General features: G+C 58.6%; 20 protein-coding genes and 1 tRNA gene. 14 read left to right on the forward strand and 7 right to left on the reverse strand.

The features are described 5' to 3' along the window. Positions 1-154: 154 nt before the first annotated feature. The 10 genes from CR155_RS03375 to cysG all read left to right on the forward strand — a co-directional run bounded on the left by CR155_RS03375 (position 155) and on the right by cysG (position 13,644). Entirely contained in the window at positions 155-667 is a 513-nt protein-coding gene (locus CR155_RS03375) for a PRC-barrel domain-containing protein (protein ID WP_102068585.1), read from the forward strand. 305 nt (positions 668-972) lie between these two features. Beyond that, positions 973-2,100, forward strand: coding sequence for a DUF3182 family protein (locus tag CR155_RS03385; RefSeq protein WP_102068587.1), 1,128 nt, complete (start codon positions 973-975; stop codon positions 2,098-2,100). Further along, positions 2,090-2,848 carry an alpha/beta hydrolase family protein gene (locus CR155_RS03390; protein ID WP_102068588.1) on the forward strand — a complete coding sequence of 253 codons (759 nt, stop codon included), beginning with the start codon at positions 2,090-2,092 and terminating at the stop codon, positions 2,846-2,848. Before CR155_RS03385 ends, CR155_RS03390 begins: the two co-directional genes overlap by 11 nt. A 44-nt stretch (positions 2,849-2,892) precedes the next feature. Beyond that, entirely contained in the window at positions 2,893-3,891 is a 999-nt protein-coding gene (locus CR155_RS03395) for an LLM class flavin-dependent oxidoreductase (RefSeq protein ID WP_102068589.1), read from the forward strand. A gap of 73 nt (positions 3,892-3,964) precedes the next feature. Continuing rightward, the gene (locus CR155_RS03400) at positions 3,965-4,708 is read left to right on the forward strand and encodes a YggS family pyridoxal phosphate-dependent enzyme (RefSeq protein WP_102068590.1); all 744 of its coding nucleotides are present in this window, start codon (positions 3,965-3,967) and stop codon (positions 4,706-4,708) included. Between the two features lie 17 nt (positions 4,709-4,725). Beyond that, positions 4,726-7,401 (forward strand): DNA mismatch repair protein MutS, encoded by a 2,676-nt coding sequence (mutS, locus tag CR155_RS03405; RefSeq protein ID WP_439650410.1) that lies wholly within the window; start codon positions 4,726-4,728, stop codon positions 7,399-7,401. Further along, positions 7,398-8,585: a cupin domain-containing protein gene (locus CR155_RS03410; RefSeq protein WP_102068591.1), complete on the forward strand. Its 1,188-nt coding sequence runs from the start codon at positions 7,398-7,400 to the stop codon at positions 8,583-8,585. The genes mutS and CR155_RS03410 overlap by 4 nt, the downstream gene beginning before the upstream one ends. A 120-nt stretch (positions 8,586-8,705) precedes the next feature. Further along, positions 8,706-10,532, forward strand: coding sequence for an assimilatory sulfite reductase (NADPH) flavoprotein subunit (locus tag CR155_RS03415; RefSeq protein WP_233213876.1), 1,827 nt, complete (start codon positions 8,706-8,708; stop codon positions 10,530-10,532). 11 nt (positions 10,533-10,543) lie between these two features. Then, positions 10,544-12,244, forward strand: coding sequence for an assimilatory sulfite reductase (NADPH) hemoprotein subunit (cysI, locus tag CR155_RS03420; protein WP_102068592.1), 1,701 nt, complete (start codon positions 10,544-10,546; stop codon positions 12,242-12,244). Between the two features lie 5 nt (positions 12,245-12,249). Then, positions 12,250-13,644: a siroheme synthase CysG gene (gene cysG / locus CR155_RS03425; RefSeq protein ID WP_102068593.1), complete on the forward strand. Its 1,395-nt coding sequence runs from the start codon at positions 12,250-12,252 to the stop codon at positions 13,642-13,644. Positions 13,645-13,648: 4 nt separating this feature from the next. Here the strand turns inward: cysG and bamC are convergent, their stop codons facing one another. The 4 genes from bamC to CR155_RS03445 form a co-directional block, all read right to left on the reverse strand. Next, a complete protein-coding gene (bamC, locus tag CR155_RS03430) occupies positions 13,649-14,773 on the reverse strand; it encodes an NlpB/DapX family lipoprotein (RefSeq protein WP_233213877.1) in 1,125 nt (374 codons plus the stop codon). A 9-nt stretch (positions 14,774-14,782) separates the two neighbouring features. Then, positions 14,783-15,685: a 4-hydroxy-tetrahydrodipicolinate synthase gene (gene dapA / locus CR155_RS03435; protein ID WP_199171664.1), complete on the reverse strand. Its 903-nt coding sequence runs from the start codon at positions 15,683-15,685 to the stop codon at positions 14,783-14,785. A gap of 81 nt (positions 15,686-15,766) precedes the next feature. Further along, positions 15,767-16,417 (reverse strand): site-2 protease family protein, encoded by a 651-nt coding sequence (locus CR155_RS03440; protein ID WP_102068596.1) that lies wholly within the window; start codon positions 16,415-16,417, stop codon positions 15,767-15,769. Positions 16,418-16,494: 77 nt separating this feature from the next. Beyond that, complete coding sequence (locus tag CR155_RS03445; RefSeq protein ID WP_102068597.1) at positions 16,495-17,121, reverse strand: L-threonylcarbamoyladenylate synthase; 627 nt, start codon at positions 17,119-17,121, stop codon at positions 16,495-16,497. A 131-nt stretch (positions 17,122-17,252) separates the two neighbouring features. Between CR155_RS03445 and ypfJ the strand changes: the two genes are divergently transcribed. After that, positions 17,253-18,107, forward strand: a complete 855-nt coding sequence (gene ypfJ / locus CR155_RS03450; RefSeq protein ID WP_102068598.1) for a KPN_02809 family neutral zinc metallopeptidase — start codon at positions 17,253-17,255, stop codon at positions 18,105-18,107. Positions 18,108-18,110: 3 nt separating this feature from the next. Here the strand turns inward: ypfJ and CR155_RS03455 are convergent, their stop codons facing one another. After that, positions 18,111-18,488 carry a hypothetical protein gene (locus CR155_RS03455; protein ID WP_102068599.1) on the reverse strand — a complete coding sequence of 126 codons (378 nt, stop codon included), beginning with the start codon at positions 18,486-18,488 and terminating at the stop codon, positions 18,111-18,113. Between the two features lie 245 nt (positions 18,489-18,733). Between CR155_RS03455 and CR155_RS03460 the strand changes: the two genes are divergently transcribed. From CR155_RS03460 to CR155_RS03470, 3 genes are all read left to right on the forward strand, one after another. Further along, a tRNA-His gene (locus CR155_RS03460) sits at positions 18,734-18,809 on the forward strand. A gap of 154 nt (positions 18,810-18,963) precedes the next feature. Continuing rightward, positions 18,964-19,194 carry a hypothetical protein gene (locus CR155_RS03465; RefSeq protein ID WP_102068600.1) on the forward strand — a complete coding sequence of 77 codons (231 nt, stop codon included), beginning with the start codon at positions 18,964-18,966 and terminating at the stop codon, positions 19,192-19,194. A 107-nt stretch (positions 19,195-19,301) separates the two neighbouring features. Continuing rightward, the gene (locus CR155_RS03470) at positions 19,302-20,759 is read left to right on the forward strand and encodes a phospholipase D-like domain-containing protein (protein ID WP_102068794.1); all 1,458 of its coding nucleotides are present in this window, start codon (positions 19,302-19,304) and stop codon (positions 20,757-20,759) included. 46 nt (positions 20,760-20,805) lie between these two features. On the opposite strand, the gene CR155_RS03475 is transcribed toward CR155_RS03470, so the two are convergent. Both CR155_RS03475 and CR155_RS03480 read right to left on the reverse strand, forming a co-directional pair. Further along, a complete protein-coding gene (locus CR155_RS03475; protein WP_102068601.1) occupies positions 20,806-21,777 on the reverse strand; it encodes a Bug family tripartite tricarboxylate transporter substrate binding protein in 972 nt (323 codons plus the stop codon). 124 nt (positions 21,778-21,901) lie between these two features. Further along, a complete protein-coding gene (locus CR155_RS03480) occupies positions 21,902-23,428 on the reverse strand; it encodes a malonate--CoA ligase (RefSeq protein WP_102068602.1) in 1,527 nt (508 codons plus the stop codon). Between the last annotated feature and the right edge of the window lies 1 nt (position 23,429).

Here is a 23,429-nt window from a genome sequence, read left to right on the forward strand (position 1 = left end):
GGCTTTCCCTTAATAAGTTCTTGTTGGCGCATCGCACTTCTTCATGAATACGATGGCATAGCTCGGACAGCAACTATCGTGCCCACACCGAACGTCGGAGCGCGGCACGCTAGTTGCTACCTTGCTCATACCTGTCCAACTTTGAGGAAATCAAATGAAACGTCTATTTACCATCGCAGCATGTTCAGCATCCCTATTAATGCTTCCAGCCGTGCATGCCCAGACGACGCCACCCGCCGACAGCGGCAGCTCCACGACGGGAAGCACGACCACACCAGCACCTGCCACTCCTCCGTCGAGCTCCACGCCAGCCGGCGCGTCAACGGGTAGCAATGCCGCCCCGGCGGCAGAATCCCGCGCCGCGGGTGCATCAGACAAAGCCGAAATGACTCAGGCAATTACGGGCTGGAGCGTGAAGCACAAGATTATGGGTGAAGAGGTGCACAACGAGAACGGTGAAAAAGTCGGAAAAATCACCGATGTGATCCTCGCTGACGACGGCAAGGCTGTCTATTACGTGATCGGGGCCGGTGGCTTTCTCGGCATGGGCACGCATGATGTAGCCATCCCTTTCGAAAAAGTCACTCAGGCGGACGACAAGCTGACCCTGACCGGTTACACGAAAGACCAACTCAAGGCACTTCCCAAGGTAGAAGTCGCTAAATAGCAGGAGTCGGTAGGCAGGCAGGCGGATGGATACGCCTGCCATTTTTTTCTTGCCGCAAGGAATGGTCATGACCAAAAAAGAAACCCAACCTCAGTTTCCATCTATAGACCCCGCGGGTATCACGCCGGGACATGACGTAGGCGTCACAAAACCTCCCGAACCGCGCACGTCCGTCAATAGAGGTTCGAGGAACAAAGCTTCCAATCCAGGGAGACCAGATGATGACGATGCTCCCACAGACGGAACGCCGGAAACTGGCCTGGTTTCGATAGGAACCAGTTCGTCCAGCGAGGCGGCGTGAACACATGGGTGGAAGCCATGACGTATCTCATACCCCCGGCGGAGTCGTACTGGTTTATGCCGCACGCGAACATGAGCCGCAGCATGACAAAGCGGTGCATTTCGAACTCGGCAAACGTATTGCCCGATTATTGGGTCTTGAATTTGAAGGACAGTACGAATCTGCAAAGTCGTACTCCGGCCGCCTGTACCTTCTTCCGAGCGACACGCTCATCGGCCTTGCTGCGGCCCGTGCCCTGGGCGTCAGGGCCGAGACTGATCTTTTTGGGGGCGTTGCGCCTCATGCCTTTGTTCCGACCAAGGCGATCACTCATCCATTGCTGGCGGACAATGCCTATGCCCCACCGGGATGGTCGCTCAACTTCGGTCGACGGGTAAGAGACGCGGTCCTGCGCGGATATACCGGCTTCACCCTGGAAGACGCGCGCCGGGCCGGTCTGGAACTGCTGCAACATGGCCAGTTGCGCGTCAAGCCGGTACACGCGACTGCGGGACGCGGGCAGGTCCTGGTTTCGACAGCCGACGAATTGGACCAGGCGCTGCATGGGCTTGACACGGAGCGCCTTTCCGATTGCGGCGTGGTGCTTGAGGAGCATCTGGACGACGTGAAGACCTACAGTGTCGGCCAGGTCCGTGTGGCCAATATGGTTGCCAGCTATGTGGGTACCCAGCGACTGACGACCGACAACCACGGCGTATGGGTGTACGGCGGATCGGATCTCATCATCCGGCGCGGCGATTTTGAGGCGCTTCAGAAACTGGATGTTCCGGATGATTTCCGCGACGCAATCGCCATGGCGAAAACATACGACCAGGCCGCTTCGGACTGCTTTGCCGATTTGATCGCCTCGCGGCGAAATTATGATGTTGCGGGTGGCATGGATGCGCAGGGCCGACTGCGTGTCGGGGTGCTGGAGCAATCCTGGCGTTCCGGAGGCGCCAGCAGCGCCGAGATTGCGGCTCTCGAGGTGTTCCAGGCCCACGCGGACATCCAGCAAGTCCGCGCAAGCACCATCGAGCTTTTTGGCGAGAAGGCGGATCCGCCGGCCAATGCCGTGGAAGTATTTCGAGGCGAGGATGAGGATCTGGGTTTGATAAGGAAATACGTGACGGTGGAACCCTATGGGAACTAGCAGCACTTCTGTCGAAATAGTGGTCGAGGACGAGCACATCGCCGGTACCTTCCTGGCCCCTCGGGCCAGAGTTCCCGGCGTCCTGTTTGTGCACGGCTGGGGCGGCAGCCAGGAACGGGACCTGGACCGCGCCCGCGGCATAGCCGGGCTGGGCTGCGTATGCCTCACTTTCGATTTGCGCGGTCACGAAAAAGGTTCCGCCCGCCAGCAGACGGTGACCCGCGAAGAGAATCTGCGCGATATCATTGCCGCCTACGATCTGCTCGCGCAGCATCCCGCCATCGACACCTCGGCCATCGCCGTCGTCAGCACCAGTTACGGCGGCTACCTGTCCACCATCCTGACCACCCTGCGACCCGTCAAGTGGTTATCGCTGCGCGTTCCTTCCTTATACCGGGATGCCGAGTGGTCTGTGCCTAAACGGCAACTGAACCGCGAAGATCTTGCCGTGTACAGAGGCGCACCCGTTACCCCCGAAGAGAACCGCGCACTTGCCGCATGCGCAGGCTTCAGAGGGGACGTCCTGTTGGTTGAATCCGAACATGACCACCTGGTTCCGCATGCCACGATCATGAGCTACCGCGCCGCGTTTCGCAATTCGCATTCGCTGACGCACCGCGTGGTCGACGGAGCTGACCATGCCCTGAGCGAAAAGGCGTGCCAACAAGCCTATACCTCGATCCTGATAAGCTGGATTACCGAGATGGTAGTAGGCGCCCGCGTCGGGGCTCGACCCCCAAGGTTTTGAACATCAGGCATTGATTTACCGGCCGGCAACCCCATGTAGTCGAAATGACTCCATTCTCCATACTCGACCTTTCCCCGATCACCGAAGGCAGCACTGCCGCGGAATCGTTCCGCCACACATTGGACATTGCTCAGCACGGCGAGCAATGGGGCTATAACCGCTACTGGATGGCGGAACATCACGGAATGCCCGGAATAGCCAGTGCGGCCACCGCGGTACTGATAGGACATGTCGCGGCAGGTACATCCACCATTCGCGTCGGCGCGGGCGGCATCATGCTGCCCAACCACTCGCCGCTGGTCATTGCCGAACAATTCGGCACGCTCGAATCGCTCTTCCCCGGGCGTATCGACCTCGGCTTAGGCCGGGCGCCCGGTTCAGATCAAATCACGGCGCGGGCCCTGCGTCGCAACCTCGCTTCCGACGCCGACGAATTCCCTCGCGATGTCGTCGAGCTGATGGACTACCTGTCCGATGAACCGCGGCAAGCGGTACAGGCGGTTCCGGGAAAAGGTCTGAACGTGCCAATCTGGATACTGGGTTCCAGCCTTTTTGGCGCGCAGTTGGCAGCGGCACTGGGACTGCCCTACTCCTTCGCCTCTCACTTCGCCCCCCAGCAAATGATGCAGGCCATTCAGCTGTATCGCAGTACGTTTAAGCCATCCGAACGGTTGCAAAAGCCTTATGTCATGCTTGGATTCAACGTATTCGCCGCCGATACCGACGAGCAGGCGCAATTTCTCGCGACCTCGTGGCAGCAGTCATTTGTCAACCTGCGCAGCGGTCGTCCTTCCAGGCTTCCACCGCCTGAAAAAGGATACCTGGACAAAATTGGCCCGCAAGCCCAGGATCTATTGCAACACGTGCTGTCGTGCTCGGCGATTGGCGCGCCCGATACCGTCGCGATCCAGCTCCAGGCCTTCCTGGACAAGACCGGCGCCGACGAATTGATGATCACATCGAACATGTTCGACCATGCGGCGCGACTGCGTTCCTATGAGATCACTGCCCAAGTTCACCGGTCGCTCATGTCATCCACGTAGCGGTCTACAATGGCATTGCAGCTTCTTCGCCGCCCTGGCCTACAGGGCGGCAATCATTTCAGGGTATGCCAACATGACCGACGAAAGCTCCATTGCCGACCGCCTTGCTCACGTAACGGCCCGTATCCGCGCGGCAGCAGTTCGCGCCGGACGGCCGCCTGACTCGGTTGCACTTTTGCCGGTTAGCAAGACCTTCGGCGAAGAAGCGATACGCGAGGCAGTACGGCTGGGAGTGCACCGATTTGGCGAAAACAAGGTGCAGGAAATCCGCACAAAACATGAGATACTGGCCGACTGCAATATCGACTGGGTCATGATCGGCCACCTGCAAACGAACAAGGCAAAAGATGTGGCGCGCCTGGCCGCGGAAGTACAGTCGCTGGACCGCATGGAGTTGGCCGTTGCCCTGGACAAGCGACTGCAGCATGAAGGACGCTCCATAGACGTACTGGTACAAATCAAGACCTCGACCGAGCCCAGCAAATATGGATTGCCGCCGGACGAGCTGCCGGCATTCCTGCGCAGCATCACCCGTGACACCCCGACCCTGCGAGTACGTGGCCTGATGACCATGGCCATCAACATCGACAGCCAGGATGCCGTTCGCGCGTGTTTTCGCACCTTGCGCGAGTTGCGTGACCGCACGCAGCACGAAGGCATCGACGGCGTCGACCTAGGACGGCTGTCCATGGGCATGAGCGGCGACTTCGAGATTGCCATTGAAGAAGGTTCGACCGAAGTGCGGATCGGCACGGCCATATTCGGTGGGCGCATTTACGGCGACGCCTACTATTGGCCTGAAAAAACGCCGCGTTGATCGATCGGAGAGGATGAATGGCAGGACAAGCCCGCAACACCAAGGCCGATAGCGCTGTGGACACGCCTTTGGGCAACCACACTCCCATGATGCAGCAATACCACCGCCTGAAAGCCGAGGCTGGCTCGCATCTGCTGTTTTACCGCATGGGTGACTTCTACGAAATGTTCTACGGGGACGCCGAACGCGGTGCCCGGCTGCTCAATCTCACCTTGACCAAGCGCGGAACCTCCAATGGCGCCCCCATACCCATGGCAGGGGTTCCCTTCCATGCCATGGAAGGCTACCTCGCCAGACTCGTCGCACAGGGCGTATCGGTTGCCATCTGCGAACAGATCGGCGACCCCGCCGCCAGCAAAGGGCCAGTAGAACGCAAGATAGTCCGTATCGTCACCCCTGGCACCCTGACCGACGAGGCCCTGCTGCCGGCAAAAGCAGATCGCATGATCGCGGCTGTCTGGATTGCGAAGGTGAATAAAACCGAACGCGCCGGCCTGGCCTGGATGAACCTGGCCAATGGCGAATTCAAGGTCGGCGAGTGCACCCGCGACATGCTTGACACCGAACTACACCGTATCGCTCCCGCCGAACTGGTGTGCGCCGAAAGCGTGCGTATCGATGTGGGCAGCGGCATTGCAATCAGCGCTATTCCCGACTGGCACTTTGAGGCAGACGGCGCACGCGATGTACTGCAGCGGCACTTCGCCGTCGACTCGCTGTCAAGTTTCGGGCTGTCCGATCTGCCGACGGCCAGCTGCGCCGCTGGAGCCTTGCTGCGTTATGTCAGTCGCACGCAATCCCAATCGCTCTCACACATACAAGCCATCCGGGTGGACCAGAGCGGGGAATATGTCGTACTCGACCCGGTCACGCGCAAAAACCTGGAAATCACCGAAACAATCAGCGGCGAGAGCAGCCCTACGCTTTTCTCGACGCTGGATCACTGCGAAACCCCTATGGGCAGCCGGCTGCTGCGCCGCTGGCTGCACAACCCGCTGCGTGACAATGATGCCGCCTTGGCGCGCCAGCAGGTCATCTCCGTGTTCCTGTCAGCGCCCAGGCAGGATAGGCTGGGTGCCGAAGCGCCTCTTTCTTCGCTGCGCCAGATGCTGGACCGCTATCCCGACCTGGAACGTATTGCCACGCGCATCGCATTGCGATCGGTTCGACCGCGCGAGCTTGCCAGTCTTCGGGACGCGCTGGCACTGCTGCCCGCCGTCGCGGAACACCTGAAGCTCTGCTTTAACGCCGAACCGACACTACGGTCGTATATTCACCGTATAGACATCGATAGTGCCATTGCTGACCTTTTGCACCAAGCTGTCGATGCGGAACCCGCATTGATGATACGCGAAGGCGGCGTCATCGCCCCTGGTTACGATGAGGAGCTCGATACCTTGCGCCGCCTTGCGAGCGACAGCGGGGAATTTCTACTTGAACTCGAAACACGCGAGCGCGAACGCACGGGCATCAGCAATCTTCGGGTTGAGTTCAATCGGGTTCATGGCTTCTATATCGAGGTGTCGCGCGGGCAGTCCGACAAGGTACCTGCCGACTATCGTCGTCGACAGACCTTGAAAAGCGCCGAACGCTACATTACTCCGGAACTCAAAAGCTGGGAAGATAAAGTGCTCTCCGCCAAGGACCGCAGTCTGTCGCGTGAAAAATGGCTGTTCGAAAACCTGCTGGATGAACTCATGGTTCATGCCCCAGCCCTATCTGAATGCGCCTCCGCCTTGGCGGAAGTCGACGCGCTCGCGGCGTTGGCCGAGCATGCCGCGCTTAATGACTGGATTGCGCCTGAGCTGACACAAAACAACGAAATAATGATCGAAGCAGGCCGCCACCCAGTGGTCGAGCACAGCATCGAGCGCTTCACCCCCAACGATTGCGAGTTAGGTCCCCAACGACGGATGTTGCTCATCACCGGCCCCAACATGGGTGGCAAGTCAACCTATATGCGCCAGATTGCATTGATCGCCCTGCTGGCCAGGACGGGTAGCTTCGTGCCGGCAACCACCGCCCGCATCGGCCAGATAGACCGCATATTCACACGCATCGGCGCGGCAGACGATCTGGCTGGTGGTCGGTCGACCTTCATGATGGAAATGACCGAAGCCGCAGCCATACTGGCAGGCAGCACGCCCCAAAGCCTGGTATTGATGGATGAGATAGGTCGGGGCACGTCGACCTATGACGGCCTGGCCCTGGCGTGGTCCATTGCCCACCGACTACTTTCGCATAACCAGGCGCTCACGCTGTTTGCCACCCACTATTTCGAGATCACGCGATTGCCCAGCGAGGCGCCAGCAGCCGCCAACGTACACCTGGCGGCGGCGGAGTCGTCGTCCGGTATTGTATTCCTGCATGAAGTCCAGGCTGGCCCAGCCAGCCGCAGTTATGGCATCCAGGTCGCACAGCGTGCCGGAATTCCGGCAGCCGTAATCCGGCATGCAAGCCGCGAACTGTCCCGTCTGGAAGCGCAAGGGGCGCCAACGCCTCAATTGGATTTGTTTTCCGCGCCATCCGACGGCGACGACGAACTACAAGATGACCTGCCCCTTGCATCGGCAGACGCCGCGCTGCGAGCGCACTCGGCCCTACAATCCGAGCTGGCCGCGATCGATCCCGATCAACTCACGCCACGTGAAGCCCTGGACATCCTTTACCGCTTGCGCAAAGACTACCCATGAATCCTCAACAGCCACTCACACTCCTGGGCGGACTCACGCCTCATGATTTCATGAAGCATTATTGGCAGCGCAAGCCTCTGCTGATACGCCAGGCCATTCCCGGCTACAAGCCATCGCTATCCGTCGCTAATATCAAGCAATTGGTCAAGCGGGATGAGGTCGAATCACGGCTGATATGGCAGGACGAAAATGGCTGGAACATGAAAACAGGCCCTTTCCAGCGCCTGCCGGCGAGCCGCAAGCCGAACTGGTCACTGCTCGCGCAAAGCGTCGATTTGCATGACGATGCAACGGCCGCCCTGATGCGCCAATTCCGTTTCATTTCCGATGCGCGCCTGGACGATGCGATGATCAGCATCGCGACGGACGGTGGTGGCGTTGGCCCTCACTTCGACAGCTATGATGTTTTCCTGCTGCAAGGCCATGGCCGTCGCCGCTGGCGCATCAGCCAGCAGAAAGACCTCGCATTACAGCCCGGCCTGCCATTGAAGATTCTTCAGAACTTCGTGGCGGAGGAGGAATTCATCCTGGAGCCGGGCGATATGCTCTACCTGCCGCCACACGTCGCCCACGACGGCGTGGCCATCGGCGACTGTATGACAATTTCAATCGGCTTTCGCGCGCCAACCGAGGCAACCCTGGCCTGCGGCATGCTGGAAGCGGCCAATGACCAGATTCTGGCAAATCTGGGCGACATGGGTGGCCTGTACGCCAACCCCGTCATTCCAGGGCCGACGCTGTCGGGCACGTTCAAAGACAAAGGGATCGCGGCAAGCGCAACGCCCGCCGAGCTGCCCAATGCGATGGTCACGGCGGCCGTCAAGGCCATCAAGAAAGTGCGATTCGACGAAGCACTGGCCGCACGCTTCCTGGGACAATGGCTTACCGACATACCGGCCAATGCGTATTTCGAGCCCAGCAGCAATCATCTCGATCTATCGGTTGTCCTGCCATCATCGGGAAAACTGGTCCTCGATCGTTGCAGCCGCGTCATCTACCGCGGCAAAGACCTTTTCGTCAACGGTGAAGTCGCCGCGGTTCCTGCATCATCCCGTTTGCGGCGGCTTGCCGACGAGCGCGAATTGCTGTGTTCAAGCGAAGAAATCGTCCAGCTGAAAAGAAAAGAAAGACGCATCCTGACCGAGTGGCTCGAGGAAGGCTGGTTGCACCATGTAGACGGCTGATGGCCGGCGCCGTCACGTTCGCCATATGTCCGAAATTACCCTGGACCACCGCTGAATTAGCTTATAAGTAATTAGGTAATAAGAACCGAATCGTTTGGCGTGCAAGCTGTGCTAACTAGAATGGCAACACATGCATTCTCCGAGCACGCCATGCTGGCCCCTTCTTATATACCCGAAACGAAACACAAACTCCTTGCCGAATTGTCTGATGGTCTTGAATCCAATGCCCTGAGCTGGCTCTCGGGATATTTCGCCGGTGTCGCGCAGGGCAGACAGGAGTCAAGCCGCAGCGCCCCACCAGCTATTGCCGCCGTCGCCGATACACAGGCGGCGCGACAGCTCACCATCGTATATGGAAGCCAGACGGGTAACGCCAAGCGCATCGCCGAATCGATCGCCGAGCGCACCGGCGCACTGGGGCTCAGTACACGCCTGCTCAGAGCAGATCGATACCCGACGCGCGAACTGAAAGATGAGCACCTGCTGTACATCGTCATGAGCACACAGGGCGAAGGAGAACCACCGGACGATTCGCTGGCATTCGTCGAATTCCTGAGCAGCCGCCGCGCTCCGAAGCTGCCTCAGCTCAAATTCGCGGTGTTGGGTCTGGGCGATTCCAGCTACCCGTTATTCTGCGGCATCGCACAGAGCCTGGATGCGCGGCTCACCGAACTGGGCGCCCAGCGCTTGTACGATTTGGGTACGGCCGACCTCGATATCGAAACTGTGGCCATGCCGTGGCAAGAGGCCACCATTGCCCTGGCGCAAAAAGTTCTCAAGCAGCCCGAACCGGCGGGTGCCAGCGTTATACCGCTGCACCCCAAGACAGCTCCTGTGTCGCGCGACCAGCCCTTTCTTGCCGAATTGCTGCTCAACCAGCCCATAACAGGCCGGGACAGCGATAAAGATGTGCGCCATCTTGAAATATCGCTGGAAGGCTCGCAGTTGAATTACCAACCGGGCGACGCCCTGGGCGTATGGCCGACGCAGTCCCAGGCGCTGGTCGACTCGGTCATTGCCACCTTGAACCTCGGTTCTGAAGAAACCGTCGAGTTCAACAAAGTGTCCCGCACCCTGGGCGACTGGCTGAAACACCACCGCGAACTGACGCAATTGACCAAGCCCTTCCTTGTGGCGCATGCCGAGCTGGCCAAAAGCAGCGAATTGCAGGCGCTGCTCCAGGCCGATTCCGTCGAAGTCTTAAGGAATTTCCTGGGCACGCGGCAAGTTATCGACGTCTTAAAGGCCTACCCGGCCAAATGGACCGCGCAGGGCCTGGTGAAATCGCTGCGTCCACTGACGCCGCGGATGTATTCCATTGCCTCCAGTCAGGCGGCCGTGGACGAAGAAGTTCACCTCACGCTGGCGCATGTGAAGTATGACCACCAGGGCGAAAGCCGCTGGGGTGTCGCCTCCCGGTACCTTAGCGAACTTGGCGAAGGCGACAGGCTACCGATCTTCATTGAAGAGAACCCACGTTTCCGGTTGCCTGCGGACGCATCCCGCGATGTCATCATGATCGGCCCAGGTACCGGCATCGCACCGTTTCGCGCTTTTGTGCAGGAGCGCAGCGCCAACAGAACAAGCGGTCGTAATTGGCTGTTCTTCGGCAATCCGCATTTCGCGTCCGACTTCCTCTATCAGACAGAGTGGCAACGCGCTCTGCAGGATGGCGATCTCCACCGCCTCGACCTGGCGTTTTCCCGCGACCAGTCGGAAAAAATCTATGTCCAGCACAAACTGCTGGATCGCGCCACGGACTTGTATGAGTGGATCCAAGGTGGCGCGCACATTTACGTATGCGGCGATGCGACCCGGATGGCCCGGGACGTTCATCAAGCCTTGCTTCACATTGCCCGGAACGAAGGCGGACTGGACGAATCGCAGGCCAGGCAATGGCTGGACGATCTGGCGGCGCAAGGCCGTTATGCCCGCGACGTTTACTAAACAGGATTTTCATGAGCAACACCCTTTCGCACCTGGAACAGGTCAAAGCCGTTAGTCGTCATTTGCGCGGCACGATCGAAGAAGGCTTGAATGACCCGGTCACCGGTGCCATCAGCGACGACGACAACAAGCTGTTGAAGTTCCACGGCAGCTACCAGCAGGACGATCGCGATATCCGGGACGAGCGGCGCAAACAGAAGCTCGAGCCCGCGTATTCCTTCATGATCCGCGCACGCCTGCCGGGTGGCGTGATCACTCCTGCCCAATGGCTGGCGTTCGACGATCTGGCGCGCAACTATTGCAGCCGCGGTCTGCGCATCACCACCAGGCAGACCTTCCAGTGGCACGGCGTCATCAAGGCTAATCTGAAGCCTAGCATGCAGGCCATCCATGACGCCATGGCGACCACGATCGCCGCCTGTGGAGACGTGAACCGACAGGTCGTGAGTTCAGTGAACCCGCAACTGTCCAGCCAGCACCAGTTGGTGCAGGAATGGACCCAGAAGCTGTCGGACCACTTCATACCGCGTACCCGCGCCTATCACGAGATATGGCTGGACGGCGAGAAGATTACCGACGAACCCGAAGAAGAACCTATCTACGGCGACACCTATCTTCCGCGCAAATTCAAGATGGGTATTGCCATACCGCCCACCAATGATGTCGACGTCTTTGCGCAAGACCTCGGCCTCATTGCCATTATCGAAGATGGCAAGCTGCTCGGCTTCAACGTGGCCATAGGCGGCGGAATGGGCGCCAGCCATGGTGACGACACGACCTATGCGCGCCTGGGCAGCCTGATCGGCTTTGTGCCGCCGGAACAACTGATCGCCGTGGCCGAAGGCGTGGTCACTTTGCAGCGCGACTACGGAAATCGCGCTGAACGTCAATATGCACGGCTTAAATACACCATCGACCACCGCGGCCTGGACTGGTTCAAATCCCAGCTGGAAGCGCGTATCGGGTTCAGCTTGCAGCCGGTGCGCTCCTACCAGTTCGACCAGAACGGGGACCGCTACGGCTGGTCCAAAGGAGAGGATGGAAAATGGCATCTTGGCCTCTACATTGAGTCCGGCCGCCTGTGGGACAACGACGACCACCAATTACAGACTGGTGTGCGTGAAATCTCAAAAATACACAAGGGTCAATTCCGTCTGACCTGCAATCAGAATCTTGTCATCGCCGACGTCGCTCAACAGGACCGCGCGACGATAGACGAGCTGGTTGCCCAGTACGGCTTGGATGGCTATCTGCGCCAGAGCGGAATCCGACGCCACCACATTTCGTGCGTCGCTCTGCCTACCTGTGGGCTCGCCATGGCTGAAAGTGAACGCTACGCGCCGGAACTGTTATCGAAACTCGAAGCGCTTCTGGTTACCCATGGACTGGAAGAAGCGCCCATTCTGCTGCGCATCACCGGTTGCCCCAATGGCTGCGCCCGTCCCTATCTTGGGGAAATCGCCTTGATCGGTCGCGCGCTGGGGCGCTACGACTTGCGGCTGGGGGCCGATTTCATCGGCGAACGCCTGAACATCGTGTATCGTGAGAACATCGCCGAGCCCGAGATATTGAGCACGCTTGACACCTTGTTCGAGGCGTATGCGAAAGACCGCGAAATCAATGAAAAATTCGGCGATTTTCTCGTACGCAGCAAGGTAATTCCAGCTCCTACGCAACGGCTTACCCCTATCGTCCTGAATGCCGTAACCTGAGCCTGATGAGATTATTTCCTTTGTTTGCCGACCTCAAGGGCCGGCGTGTACTGGTAGTGGGCGGCGGGACCGTCGCAGAACGAAAAGTAAGAAGCCTGCTGGCCTCCGGCGCATTAGTCACCGTTGGGTCACCCGCGATCACGCCAGAACTTCAGCAACTGCATGAGCGGGGCACAATAAGCTACCTGGCCCAGCCCTTCCAACCCGAATGGCTCGAGAACATCTGGCTGCTTATCGCGGCCACCGACGACCGCGACACAAATCGGCGCATCGCTGCCCTGGCCCAGGAAAAACGGTTGTTTATCAACGTTGTCGACGATCCGGTCCTTTCCACTTTCCAGGTGCCTTCCATTGTCGACCGGTCGCCCCTGATGATTGCCATCTCGTCAGCGGGATATGCGCCGGTACTGGCCCGACGGGTGCGCGAACGCATAGAATCCCTATTCGATCATTCGCTCGGAACGCTGGTTACCCTGGCTGCCCGCCACCGCCCAGCCATACGCCTGGCGCTTCCCGATATGCGGCGTCGACGCGAATACTACGACTGGCTGCTGGACGGACCGGTGGCAGCAGCATTGCGCAAGCAACAACCACAAGCCGCCGAGCAGGCCTTGATAGAAAAGCTGCAACACCAGGACGGACCAACCAAAGGCAAAGTCGTGCTGGTGGGTGCGGGTCCCGGAGATCCCGGTCTACTTACACTGAGCGCCTTGCGCGCACTGAATGAAGCCGACATCATCCTCTACGACCGCCTGGTCAGCGACGAGATCCGCGAGCTTGCGCGCCGGGATGCCACGCAAATCAGCGTAGGTAAAATTCCGGGGGAAGACCATAATGCCACCCAGGAGCGGATCCACGAACTCATGCGGGAACATGCCGATGCCGGCCAGTATGTGGTCAGGCTCAAAGGCGGCGACGCCTTCGTATTCGGGCGGGGCGGCGAAGAGCTCGAGTACTTGCGCAGCCACGACATTGCCTACGAAGTCATACCGGGCATCACTGCCGCAATGGCCTGCGCTGCGTACGCGGGCATACCTTTGACACACCGCGATCACGCGCAATCCCTGCGGCTGACCACTGCGCAGTTCAGCAGGGATACCACGGCGGAAGACTGGGCATCACTCGCCCAGGCCAACCAGACGCTTGCGTTGTACATGGGGGTCAGCCAGCTGGACTGGCTTCCCGGGCAATTGATAGCCCATGGCCGGTCGCCCGACACGCCATTTGCCCTGATCGAAAACGGCACGCGCCGGGATCAGCGCGTGCTGCATGGAAAACTGGAAGATCTGACTGCGCAGGCTAGGCAACATGCGTTCAAGTCGCCATCACTGCTATTGATAGGCGAGGTCACTGCGCTGGCACCAAAACTTCATTGGTTTGGCGCCAGCATCAGTACCTGAAGCCCTACTGGGCTGTCATGTTGGACGACAACACCCCAATAATGCGCTTGGCCGTGTCGGTGTTCTGGACTTGGCCGTTCTGATCGAGCACGGTGACGACGGAGCTTGAACCTTGCTCGGCCACGTGGATGCGGAATGGTGTTGCCGCCGCCGTATTCTTGCCACCAAACAGGCGCCCGATGATATTGGGCTGCTCGATTTTTTCGCCTGAGTCGCTATCCAGGTAACGAATGAAATAGTCGCCAGCGGAACGGTCACGGTCATCGACGGCAAATCCCGCCGAGTCGATTGCGACGCCAACGCGACGCCATGCTCGATCGAAAGGCTCGCCCAGCATGATGGCTGCCTGCCCGTCGGTCGTTTGCTGGATCTGCGTCTGGCCGACGTCTTTCTCGGCCTGTGCAACCATGTTCTGAGCACTTTGAACATCAGTCCCCAGGAACACCATGAGGCGTGCCAGCATTGCGGCATTCAGGCCTGGATCTTCCTTGCCGAATACCCACTTGAAGGCGGCACCGTCGGGCGTCGGCGTTTCGACCATTTGCTGGTGGCTGATATAAACTTCGGTCTTGCCATTGACGCGTTCGACCCGCGTGCGAAAACGCTCGCGCTCGCCGCTGTCGAAGACCTGGTCGATGACGGCGCCCAGCGCGCTGCGAATCCAGCCCTCGGGAATCTTGGCACGGTTTTCGGCCCAATCGGTCTCCATCAAGCCGGCCCGGGGATCTTGCGAATGAATGGTGAAGCCTTGCTCGCCCCAGAAATCGATGATCTTCGGATAGACCTCTTCAGCTGGCTTTTCGACGACCAGCCAACGTAGATCACCGTCACGCATGACGCTGACGCCGCTGGTGGAAGGCAGGATGCGGTCGGCCGCGCCGCTGGTTTGCTGCGCCTGCTGGCTTTGCCGGTATTCGCTCAAGGTGGCCGTGCCTTCGGGCGCGCGGAAATGCGCGTCGCGGTTTGCCTGGGTGAGGTCGGGTGGGATGCTCAGGGGATCACCAGCAACAGTGCTTTTGTAATCGACAGATTCTTCGCTGCCCGTCATCTGGTTCCAAGTGGAACACCCCGACAACAGCAGCACGCCCAGCCCCAGCGTCATGCCGGCGCAGCGTTTGTTCATACGCATATTTATCATTTAGATCAAGCCCACTTCTTTTAACGAGTTGCGCACCGCACTGTGATACTGCTCGTGCAGGGAGGTTAAGGGTAAGCGATAGCCAAGCTTGGATAGTCCCATTTCGGCGACCGCCCATTTGACCGGAATAGGATTGGCTTCGACAAAAAGAATTTTGTTCAAGTTTCCCAGGAGGCCATTGAGTTGCCGGGTCAGTGCGACATTGCCATCGATGGCTGCCATGCATAATTCGTGCATGAGCTTGGGCGCCACGTTCGCCGTGACAGAAATGTTGCCGCGCCCGCCCAGCAGCATCAATGCCGCAGCCGTGGCGTCGTCGCCGCTGACAACAGTGAAATTGGCAGGCGCGTCGCGTACCAGCAAGGCCCCGCGGGCGATATCGCCAGTGGCATCCTTGACGCCGATGATTCCTGGCACCTGTGCCAGTCGCAGTATGGTGTCGTTGGACATATCGGCAACCGTGCGGCCCGGCACGTTGTACAGAACCGAAGGCAGGTCGACAGCTTCGGCAATGGTGCGAAAATGTTGATACAGTCCTTCCTGACTGGGCTTGTTGTAGTAAGGCACCACTGACAAGCCCGCGTCGGCCCCGACCGCCTTGGCGTGTCGAGAAAGTTCGATGGCTTCGGTTGTGGAGTTGCCGCCCACACCAGCGATGACAGGAAACCGTCCCGCCGCATGCTCGACAGCAACCTTGATGAGTTCGGCATGTTCATCGACGCTGACCGTGGGCGATTCGCCCGAGGTACCCACGACGACCAAGCCATCGGTTCCCTGGTCCGCATGCCAATCGATCAGCTTTCGGTAGACATCGAAATCGAGGCTGCCATCGGGATGCATGGGTGTAACCAGGGCCACCATGCTGCCCTGAAGGATCGCTGTCGCGGAATCCGTGCTTGCCATAATACGAAGAGTCTCCTGGAACTCACCAAAACGGTGAACTTGCCGAATTAACTCGCAAGTTTACCGGATAAGCAACGCAAATCATAAGAACCAATTAACAATTCCCTGGCCAAGTGCTAATAAAGGTTGCAGCAGAATCCATAACACCCCGGTGAACATCAGCACGATTAGGATCAAGAGACCGTACGGCTCGACCTTAGAGTAGTACCATGCCATGCGACTGGGCAACAGGCTGAATACAATACGTCCTCCGTCCAGCGGTGGCAATGGCAGCAGATTCAGGGCCATGAGAACCAGGTTGACCTGTATGCCGGCAATGGTCATCTTCACCCAGAAATTGTCGGCCGTCGAACCGGTTTCGGCCAGGATGCGCAGGCTGATTGCCCAGATAATGGCCATTACGAGGTTCGACGCGGGACCGGCCAGGGCCACCCACAACATATCACGCTTGGGGCGGCGCAGGCGACTCCAGTCAACCGGCACCGGCTTGGCCCAGCCAAACAACAAGCCGGCCCCACCCATCAGTTTGCTGCTGAACAATAGCACCAGCGGAACAACGATAGTGCCGATAAAATCGATATGCCGGATTGGATTCAAGCTTACCCGACCGGCCTGCCATGCCGTGGGATCGCCGAACATCCGCGCAACATAGCCGTGTGAAGCTTCATGCAACGTGATCCCAAACAGGACAGGCAGCGCATAAACAGTAATAGTCTGTATCAGGGATTCCATGTATTTCCGCTGGTAGGCACGCCATTCACAGTCAGCGCACCGGGTGATACTCGGGCAGGAGCGGGCAACTTTTTGATTTAGGCCAATCCCAGTGCGGAAAGATCGCCCTGCCCCCGCCGTACGATTTCGGGCGTGGCCGAAGTAAGGTCGATGACTGTCGTTGGCTGCAGTGGGCAGGCGCCACCGTCGATCACCGCCGAAAGCTGATTCCCATAACGCTCGAAAATGATCTGTGCATCGTTCAAGGGGTCGTCCTCGTCCTGCGGAATAAGTGTCGTCGACATCAGCGGCGAACCTGCTGCCTCGATGAGCGCAAGCGTTACGCGATGGTTCGGAACCCGTATGCCTATTGTCTTGCGCGACGGGTGGGACACCCGCCGTGGAACTTCGCGGGTGGCTTCAAGGATGAAGGTCCAGGGACCCGGGGTGGCCATCTTGAGCAACCGATACTGTTGGTTGTCAACGCGTGCGAAATGGCCGATTTCGGCAAGATCGCGGCATAGCAAAGTAAGATGATGCCGGTCGTCAAGCCCGCGCAGGCGCCGCAGGGCATCCGCCGCGGCTTTGTCGTCGAGCCGTGCAACCACGGCATAGCTGGAATCGGTCGGCACCGCGACCAGGCCGCCGTCGGCCAGGAGCTCGGCCGCTTGCTTGAGCAAGCGTATTTGGGGGTTCTCGGGATGTACGACGAATAATTGAGCCATTTAACGTATCCTAACATTCTTGAAGGTTGAGTTTACGGTTCGGTCTCGCCATAGGCAATAGAATCGAGCTTACCCGAAGCACTGAACGTTGCATCTATCTTCTTATAACCGATGCCGAATAAGGAATCACCATGCGCCTGGACAATTCGCGGGAAAGCCAGAACGTCGAAGACCGCCGGGGCAGACGGATGTCTATGGGAGGTCGCGGAAAAATCGGCATAGGCACCATCGTGCTGGCACTTGTCGCAGTCTATTTCGGGGTCGATCCGAATGTCGTATTGCAAACGATAGGCGGAGACGCCGAAACCCAGAGCCCCGCATCCGGCACTCCTGCTGCTCCTACGGCGGAAACGCTTTTCGTATCCAAAATATTGGCCGACACCGAAGATGCCTGGTCTACCGTATTCCAACAGAAAGGTTGGGGCAATTACCAACAACCCAAGCTTGTGTTGTTCAATGGCGCCACGCCTACCGCTTGCGGAACGGGCCAGTCTGCGATGGGGCCTTTCTACTGTCCGGGGGACAGCAAGGTATATCTCGACCTGTCCTTCTTCCAGCAGATGGCGCAAGAACTGCAATCGCCCGGCGATTTTGCGCAAGCCTATGTCATCGCCCATGAAGTCGCACACCACGTGCAACACATGCTCGGCGTGACCGATCAGGTGGCGCAGCTTCGCCAACGCGGGAACGCCACGGCGGCAAACCAGTTATCGGTCAAGGTGGAATTGCAGGCCGACTGCTTCGCCGGTGTGTGGGCAAATCATTCCGACAGCCAGCGCAATACCCTAGAGGAAGGCGACATCGAGGAAGCCCTGAATGCCGCCAGCGCCATTGGGGACGATCGCTTGCAACAACGTTCGCAGGGTCAAATCGTACCCGACTCATTTACCCACGGCACATCTGCGCAACGTGTGAACTGGTTCCGTCGCGGCTTCAGTAGCGGCGACACCGCGCAGTGCGATACGTTCAGCGCGACATCGCTCTAGCGCTTACTGACGCTGCACCCCGGCCCCGGAATTGACGCCCGGGGTGATATACCCGGGGGTGCGTTCCTGGGAAGGCGTCGTTGAAGGAGAAGGCGCCGCGGGAGCATAGACGCCCGGCGACGAAGGCGAGGTTGAAGGCGGCATGGGCGGCTGATACGTCGACGGTGGCGCCTGCGTACCGGTGCTGTCCGGCATCGAGCTGGTCGGTGGCGTTGCCGACGTCGCAGACGAATCGGCGGGGATCTCGGTTTCGGTAATCTTAAGGGTAGGCTGGATATCGATCTTCTGCGCCCGTATCCAGGCTTCGTCAGCGGCCTGCGCCGCAGTAAAAGGAACAGCGATCAGGGCTGCGAGCAGTAATGTCTTGCTTGATGTTTTCATGGCAGTCAAATCCTTTTATGAAGATTACTGAGTACCTATCGTAGATGAAAGCGAATCCATCGCAAGCATCAAACGTTTCAGACTGTCACGGTGACCCTGCTCCGTTACCTGTAGTTGCTCTTTTATAAACATGCAGAAAAGTCACCAAACGCCGTCCCAAACTCATGCTAGAATCTCGTTCTCTTGCAAAGCAAGCCATGAATTCAAAAGTGTTATACTTTTTCGTTAAAGGCAGCTTTACAGTGGTGGCCGTAGCTCAGTTGGTAGAGTCCCGGATTGTGATTCCGGTTGTCGTGGGTTCGAGCCCCATCGGTCACCCCAACAGTTTTTATATGTCATAAAGCCCGAATTCGGCAATTTCTTCTAATATGGAAATTGAATTGAAGGTACTGGCTTTGGAACGATATAGCCCCCTCGCTTCTGGCGTCGGGGCTTTTTCACGCCCTTCGTTGCGTTGACCGCGTATCATTGCACCATGCCCACACCGAAGCAAACTCTCGACTGGTCACTCGCGCCGCCCGGATGGAACTGGGCAGCGCAAGATGAGGACGGAAAATGGTTCTGGTATAGCGTGCCCCCGCAGTTAGGCATCGGCGGCGGCGTGTGGCGCGCACCCTCGCGCGCGCAGCAATACGCGCATCAGGATGCACCCAATTCCACCTGGTACGAAAGCTTGCATAAGCGGCCGGGTTCGTCGGAATCCTGAGCATTTTTATCTTCTATATACTGGCGGCAAAGATCTGGCACCGTGCATGATGAGCGAATCGGACGCGACGGGACGGTCTTGGAAATAATTCTGATATGGCGTTGAATATGGCTACATTGCAGTCCGCGTTCCAGGAATATTGGCCGCATCTCGCATTTGCTTTAAGCCTCGCCGTGGGCGGTTCGGCCGCCATACATGCCGCCATGACCAAGAACGATGTCCGGGCCGCAATCGGCTGGGTCGGTGTGATTTTGATGTCCCCCTTGCTGGGACCCCTGGTCTATCTCATTGCAGGCGTCAATCGGATCCGCCAGGACCATATCTCGGATCAGCGCAACAAGGCTGAAAAAGACTACTCGCGCATGCCGACGCTGCCGCTGGCCGATGTGAGCAGGATAGCGGCCGCCCAATTCCACTCGCTTAAAGTGCTGGGCGATCGGGTCAGCCACTTTTCACTTCTTGCCGGCAACCATATCCAGACATTGAAAGGCGGTGACCAGGCCTATCCCGCCATGCTTGCGGCCATTGATGGCGCGCAAAAATCCATCGCGCTCCAGACCTATATTTTCGATGATGACAGTGAAGGTCGCAAGATAGTGGAGGCTTTGGTCCGAGCCCGTGAACGCGGTGTCGAAATACGGATTCTGATCGATGCCATCGGTTCCAAGTATTCCCGCCCTCCCATCATTCGGCTGCTACGCAAACGGCGCATCCCTTGTGCACTGTTCATGACCAATCCGATGGGCTTCCTGCGAATGCCTTATGCCAATTTGAGAAGCCATCGGAAGATCCTCGTCGTGGACGGTCGCATTGGCTTTACTGGCGGCATGAATATCCGCGCCGGCTTCGTTACAGAAATGGCGGGCTCCGAGACGACAGGAGACACGCATTTCCAGGTGGAAGGTCCAGTTGTCTTGCAGTTGATGGTGGTATTTGCGCAAGATTGGAAATTCACCACGAAGGAAGTGCTGGAGTACGAAACCTGGTATGGCGAGACATGGCCACAAACGGGACCGGGCGTGCCAGCGCGCTGCATCCGTTCCGGACCTGACCGCTATATCGTAGGAACCCACAACATGCTGCTCGGTGCGTTCGCAGTGGCCCAGAGACACATACGCATACAGTCGCCCTACTTCCTGCCGGACCAGATACTATTGGGAGCCATCAATACGGCGGCCCGTCGAGGCATAGTCGTCGATATCGTGATTCCGGGGCGCAATAACCTGAGACTGGTCAACTATGCGATGACGGCGCAGCTCGATCAAGTGATACGCAGCGGGTGCCGTGTATGGCGCTGCAATGGCAACTTCAACCATTCCAAGCTCATCACGATCGATGGTTATTGGTCTTATGTTGGTTCATCGAACATGGATCCGCGCAGCCTTCGACTGAATTTCGAACTGGATATGGAGATCTACGGCCACGATACCGCAGGTGAGATCGAAAGCATGATCGACAAGGAAATCGGGGATTCCGATGCCGTAACCCTGGAAGCATTGGCCGCGATTCCGTTTCGGAAACGCCTGCGCAACAGGATAATCTGGCTGGCCAGTCCGTACCTCTAGGCGTCGATACGGGCGGCAACCGTATCGACGCCTTACTGCCTTACTATTACTGCTTCTCTACGCCTGATTCCTTGACCACCCCGGCCCAGCGGACGATTTCACTGTCAACAAACTTACCGAAATCCGCACCGGTAAGATTCGGTGTGGCACTGCCGTTGCTTAGCCAGAGTTCCTTGACCTTCGCCGAGTTCAACGCCTTGGTGATCTCGGAAGCCATTTTGGTCACGACATCCTGCGGAGTGCCTTTGGGCGCCCACATGGCGTACCACGTCGACACTTCATAGCCGGGAATGCCGGCTTCTGCCACCGTGGGGACGTCTGGCAGCGAAGGCGACCGCTTGGCTGCGGCTACGGCGAGTGGGCGTATCGTCCCGGCGCGGATATGCGAGGCTGACGAACCCAGCCCGTCGAAAGCAAGATCCACCTGACCGGTGATCAGGCCAGTCAGCATCGGGCCTGCTCCCTGGTAGGGCACGTGGGTCAATTCGACGCCGCTCTTCAGGGCAAACAGCTCACCGGCCAGGTGATGCGTGCTGCCCACGCCCGCCGAACCGAAATTCACGCTGCCCGGATTCGCTTTGGCGTGATCAATCAGTTCTTTGACCGTCTTCACAGGAAGCTTGGTGGGATTCACGACGATTACTTGCGGAGGTTGCGCAAGCATGGCGACAGGTTCGAAATCCTTCTGGATGTCGTAGCTGAGTTTCTTGTAGATCGACGGCGCGACCACGTGATGGGCGCCGCCCATGAAAAAGGTATAGCCATCCGGCGCCGCCCGCGATGCGACTCCCGCGCCCAATGTGCCGCCCGCGCCGCCCCTGTTGTCAACGACGACACTTTGCCCCAACTGTTCAGACAGTTGCTGCGCCAGCGGCCGTGCGAACGTGTCGGTTCCCCCGCCTGCGGGAAATGGCACGACAATCGTAATGGCCCGGTCAGGCCATGCCGCGTGCGCGGTACCAGCGATGGCCAGTGCCGATAAGGCAGCAACTGTCGAATAAATGACTTTCTTCTTCATGATGTCTCCTCTTCCGATTTCTTATCGGTAAGCTTGTCTTTCTGTTTGAATGAATAAACCCCCGCGCTTGATGCGCGGGAGAGCCTAGCTCTTGAAACAAGTCCTCCATGGCCTGGCCAGGAGGTTAGGCGTACTGATCCCGCAGCACGTTTTTCTGCACTTTGCCCATGGTGTTGCGGGGCAGTTGATCGGTGAAATAAATGCGCTTGGGCACCTTGAAGTTGGCCAAGCGCGATTTCAAGTCTGCCATCATCGCATCGGCGTCCAGCTTGACGCCCGCTTTGGGCACCACGACAGCCACGACCGCCTCGCCGAAATCCGGATGGGCGAGACCAATGACCGCTGACTCGTCAACGCCCGGGATATCGTCGATGAGCAGTTCTATTTCCTTGGGGTAGACATTGAAACCGCCCGATATGATGAGGTCTTTGCTGCGCCCGACGATCGACAAGTAGTTTGCCGGAGCAGAGTCGCCCCCCCAGCGTCCGACGTCGCCTGTGCGAAACCAGCCGTCAGCGGTGAACTCTTCGCGGGTTTTTTCCGGCATCCGCCAGTAACCTGAAAACACGTTAGGGCCGCGCACCTGCACGTTGCCAATTTCGCCCTCGCCCAGTTCCTTTCCGGCATCGTCAACCACGCGGACCATGACACCCGGCAACGGCTGTCCTACGGTTCCTCCGATTCGTTCGCCGAGCGTAGCGTCGTACGGATTGGATGTCAGCATGACGGTTTCGCTCATGCCGTAACGCTCGAGTATGGGCTGGCCGATACGCGCCTTGAATTCGTCGAAGGTTTCCTTCAGCAATGGGGCGGAGCCGGATATGAACAAGCGCATGTTCGCGCACAATTCACGCGTGAACCGTGGGTCGGCGAGCAGCCGGACATAATATGTGGGCACGCCCATCATCACGGTGCTACGCGGAATGTAGTGCAATGCCTGCTCGATATCGAGCCTGGGCAGCCAGATCATGCGCGCACCCGCCAGTAGGGCACCATGTGAAGCGACGAACAAACCATGCACATGGAAAATGGGCAGCATGTGCAATAACACATCGTCGGGTCGCCAGCCCCAATACTTGTGCAGTACTTCGGCATTGGACGAGAGATTGCGATGCGATAGCATGGCGCCCTTGCTGCGTCCCGTGGTGCCCGATGTGTACAGGATAGCGGCGAGGTCATCGGGAAGGCTGCGCACGTTGACAAATTCGCCGGGCTGGCTGGCCGCTGCCAGCGCAAGGCTACCGGTTCCGTCGCTATCCAAGGTATAGACATTCGCGGTGCCGGTTTTTTCGGCCAGGCGTCCTACCCACTCCTGATTGGCGCTATCGCACACCACCACGGCGGGCTCGGCATCGGTGAGGAAGTACTCGACTTCCGATTCCCGATACGCAGTATTCAATGGCAGGTACACCAGGCCCGCCCGCACACTGGCGAGATACAGCATCAGGGCTTCAGGCGACTTCTCGACCTGGACGGCAATGCGCGAACCCGGAGGCAGCTCAAGCGCCTGCAACAAATTCGCGAATCGGCCGCTGATTTCTTCTACGTCGCTCCACGTGTAGAAGCGAGTCGGCGTTTCGATGGCCACTGCGGCGCGGTCAGCTGGAAAGCCCGCCGCCAGCAAAGCATATAAATTGGCATTGCCTTCCAAA

The organism is Pollutimonas nitritireducens (assembly GCF_002849615.1).
Lineage (GTDB): Bacteria > Pseudomonadota > Gammaproteobacteria > Burkholderiales > Burkholderiaceae_B > Pollutimonas > Pollutimonas nitritireducens.

What these genes read in the sequence shown, in the direction of transcription:
- dapA (WP_199171664.1), bottom strand. Translation starts at nt 15,685, where the DNA reads ATGGCAAGCACGGATTCCGCGACAGCGATCCTTCAGGGCAGCATGGTG.
- CR155_RS03385 (WP_102068587.1), top strand. Translation starts at nt 973, where the DNA reads ATGGGTGGAAGCCATGACGTATCTCATACCCCCGGCGGAGTCGTACTG.
- mutS (WP_439650410.1), top strand. Translation starts at nt 4,726, where the DNA reads ATGGCAGGACAAGCCCGCAACACCAAGGCCGATAGCGCTGTGGACACG.
- CR155_RS03395 (WP_102068589.1), top strand. Translation starts at nt 2,893, where the DNA reads ATGACTCCATTCTCCATACTCGACCTTTCCCCGATCACCGAAGGCAGC.
- CR155_RS03465 (WP_102068600.1), top strand. Translation starts at nt 18,964, where the DNA reads ATGCCCACACCGAAGCAAACTCTCGACTGGTCACTCGCGCCGCCCGGA.
- CR155_RS03440 (WP_102068596.1), bottom strand. Translation starts at nt 16,417, where the DNA reads ATGGAATCCCTGATACAGACTATTACTGTTTATGCGCTGCCTGTCCTG.
- ypfJ (WP_102068598.1), top strand. Translation starts at nt 17,253, where the DNA reads ATGCGCCTGGACAATTCGCGGGAAAGCCAGAACGTCGAAGACCGCCGG.
- CR155_RS03410 (WP_102068591.1), top strand. Translation starts at nt 7,398, where the DNA reads ATGAATCCTCAACAGCCACTCACACTCCTGGGCGGACTCACGCCTCAT.
- CR155_RS03390 (WP_102068588.1), top strand. Translation starts at nt 2,090, where the DNA reads ATGGGAACTAGCAGCACTTCTGTCGAAATAGTGGTCGAGGACGAGCAC.
- CR155_RS03475 (WP_102068601.1), bottom strand. Translation starts at nt 21,777, where the DNA reads ATGAAGAAGAAAGTCATTTATTCGACAGTTGCTGCCTTATCGGCACTG.
- CR155_RS03400 (WP_102068590.1), top strand. Translation starts at nt 3,965, where the DNA reads ATGACCGACGAAAGCTCCATTGCCGACCGCCTTGCTCACGTAACGGCC.
- cysI (WP_102068592.1), top strand. Translation starts at nt 10,544, where the DNA reads ATGAGCAACACCCTTTCGCACCTGGAACAGGTCAAAGCCGTTAGTCGT.
- CR155_RS03455 (WP_102068599.1), bottom strand. Translation starts at nt 18,488, where the DNA reads ATGAAAACATCAAGCAAGACATTACTGCTCGCAGCCCTGATCGCTGTT.
- cysG (WP_102068593.1), top strand. Translation starts at nt 12,250, where the DNA reads ATGAGATTATTTCCTTTGTTTGCCGACCTCAAGGGCCGGCGTGTACTG.
- bamC (WP_233213877.1), bottom strand. Translation starts at nt 14,773, where the DNA reads ATGCGTATGAACAAACGCTGCGCCGGCATGACGCTGGGGCTGGGCGTG.
- CR155_RS03415 (WP_233213876.1), top strand. Translation starts at nt 8,706, where the DNA reads ATGGCAACACATGCATTCTCCGAGCACGCCATGCTGGCCCCTTCTTAT.
- CR155_RS03445 (WP_102068597.1), bottom strand. Translation starts at nt 17,121, where the DNA reads ATGGCTCAATTATTCGTCGTACATCCCGAGAACCCCCAAATACGCTTG.
- CR155_RS03375 (WP_102068585.1), top strand. Translation starts at nt 155, where the DNA reads ATGAAACGTCTATTTACCATCGCAGCATGTTCAGCATCCCTATTAATG.
- CR155_RS03470 (WP_102068794.1), top strand. Translation starts at nt 19,302, where the DNA reads ATGGCTACATTGCAGTCCGCGTTCCAGGAATATTGGCCGCATCTCGCA.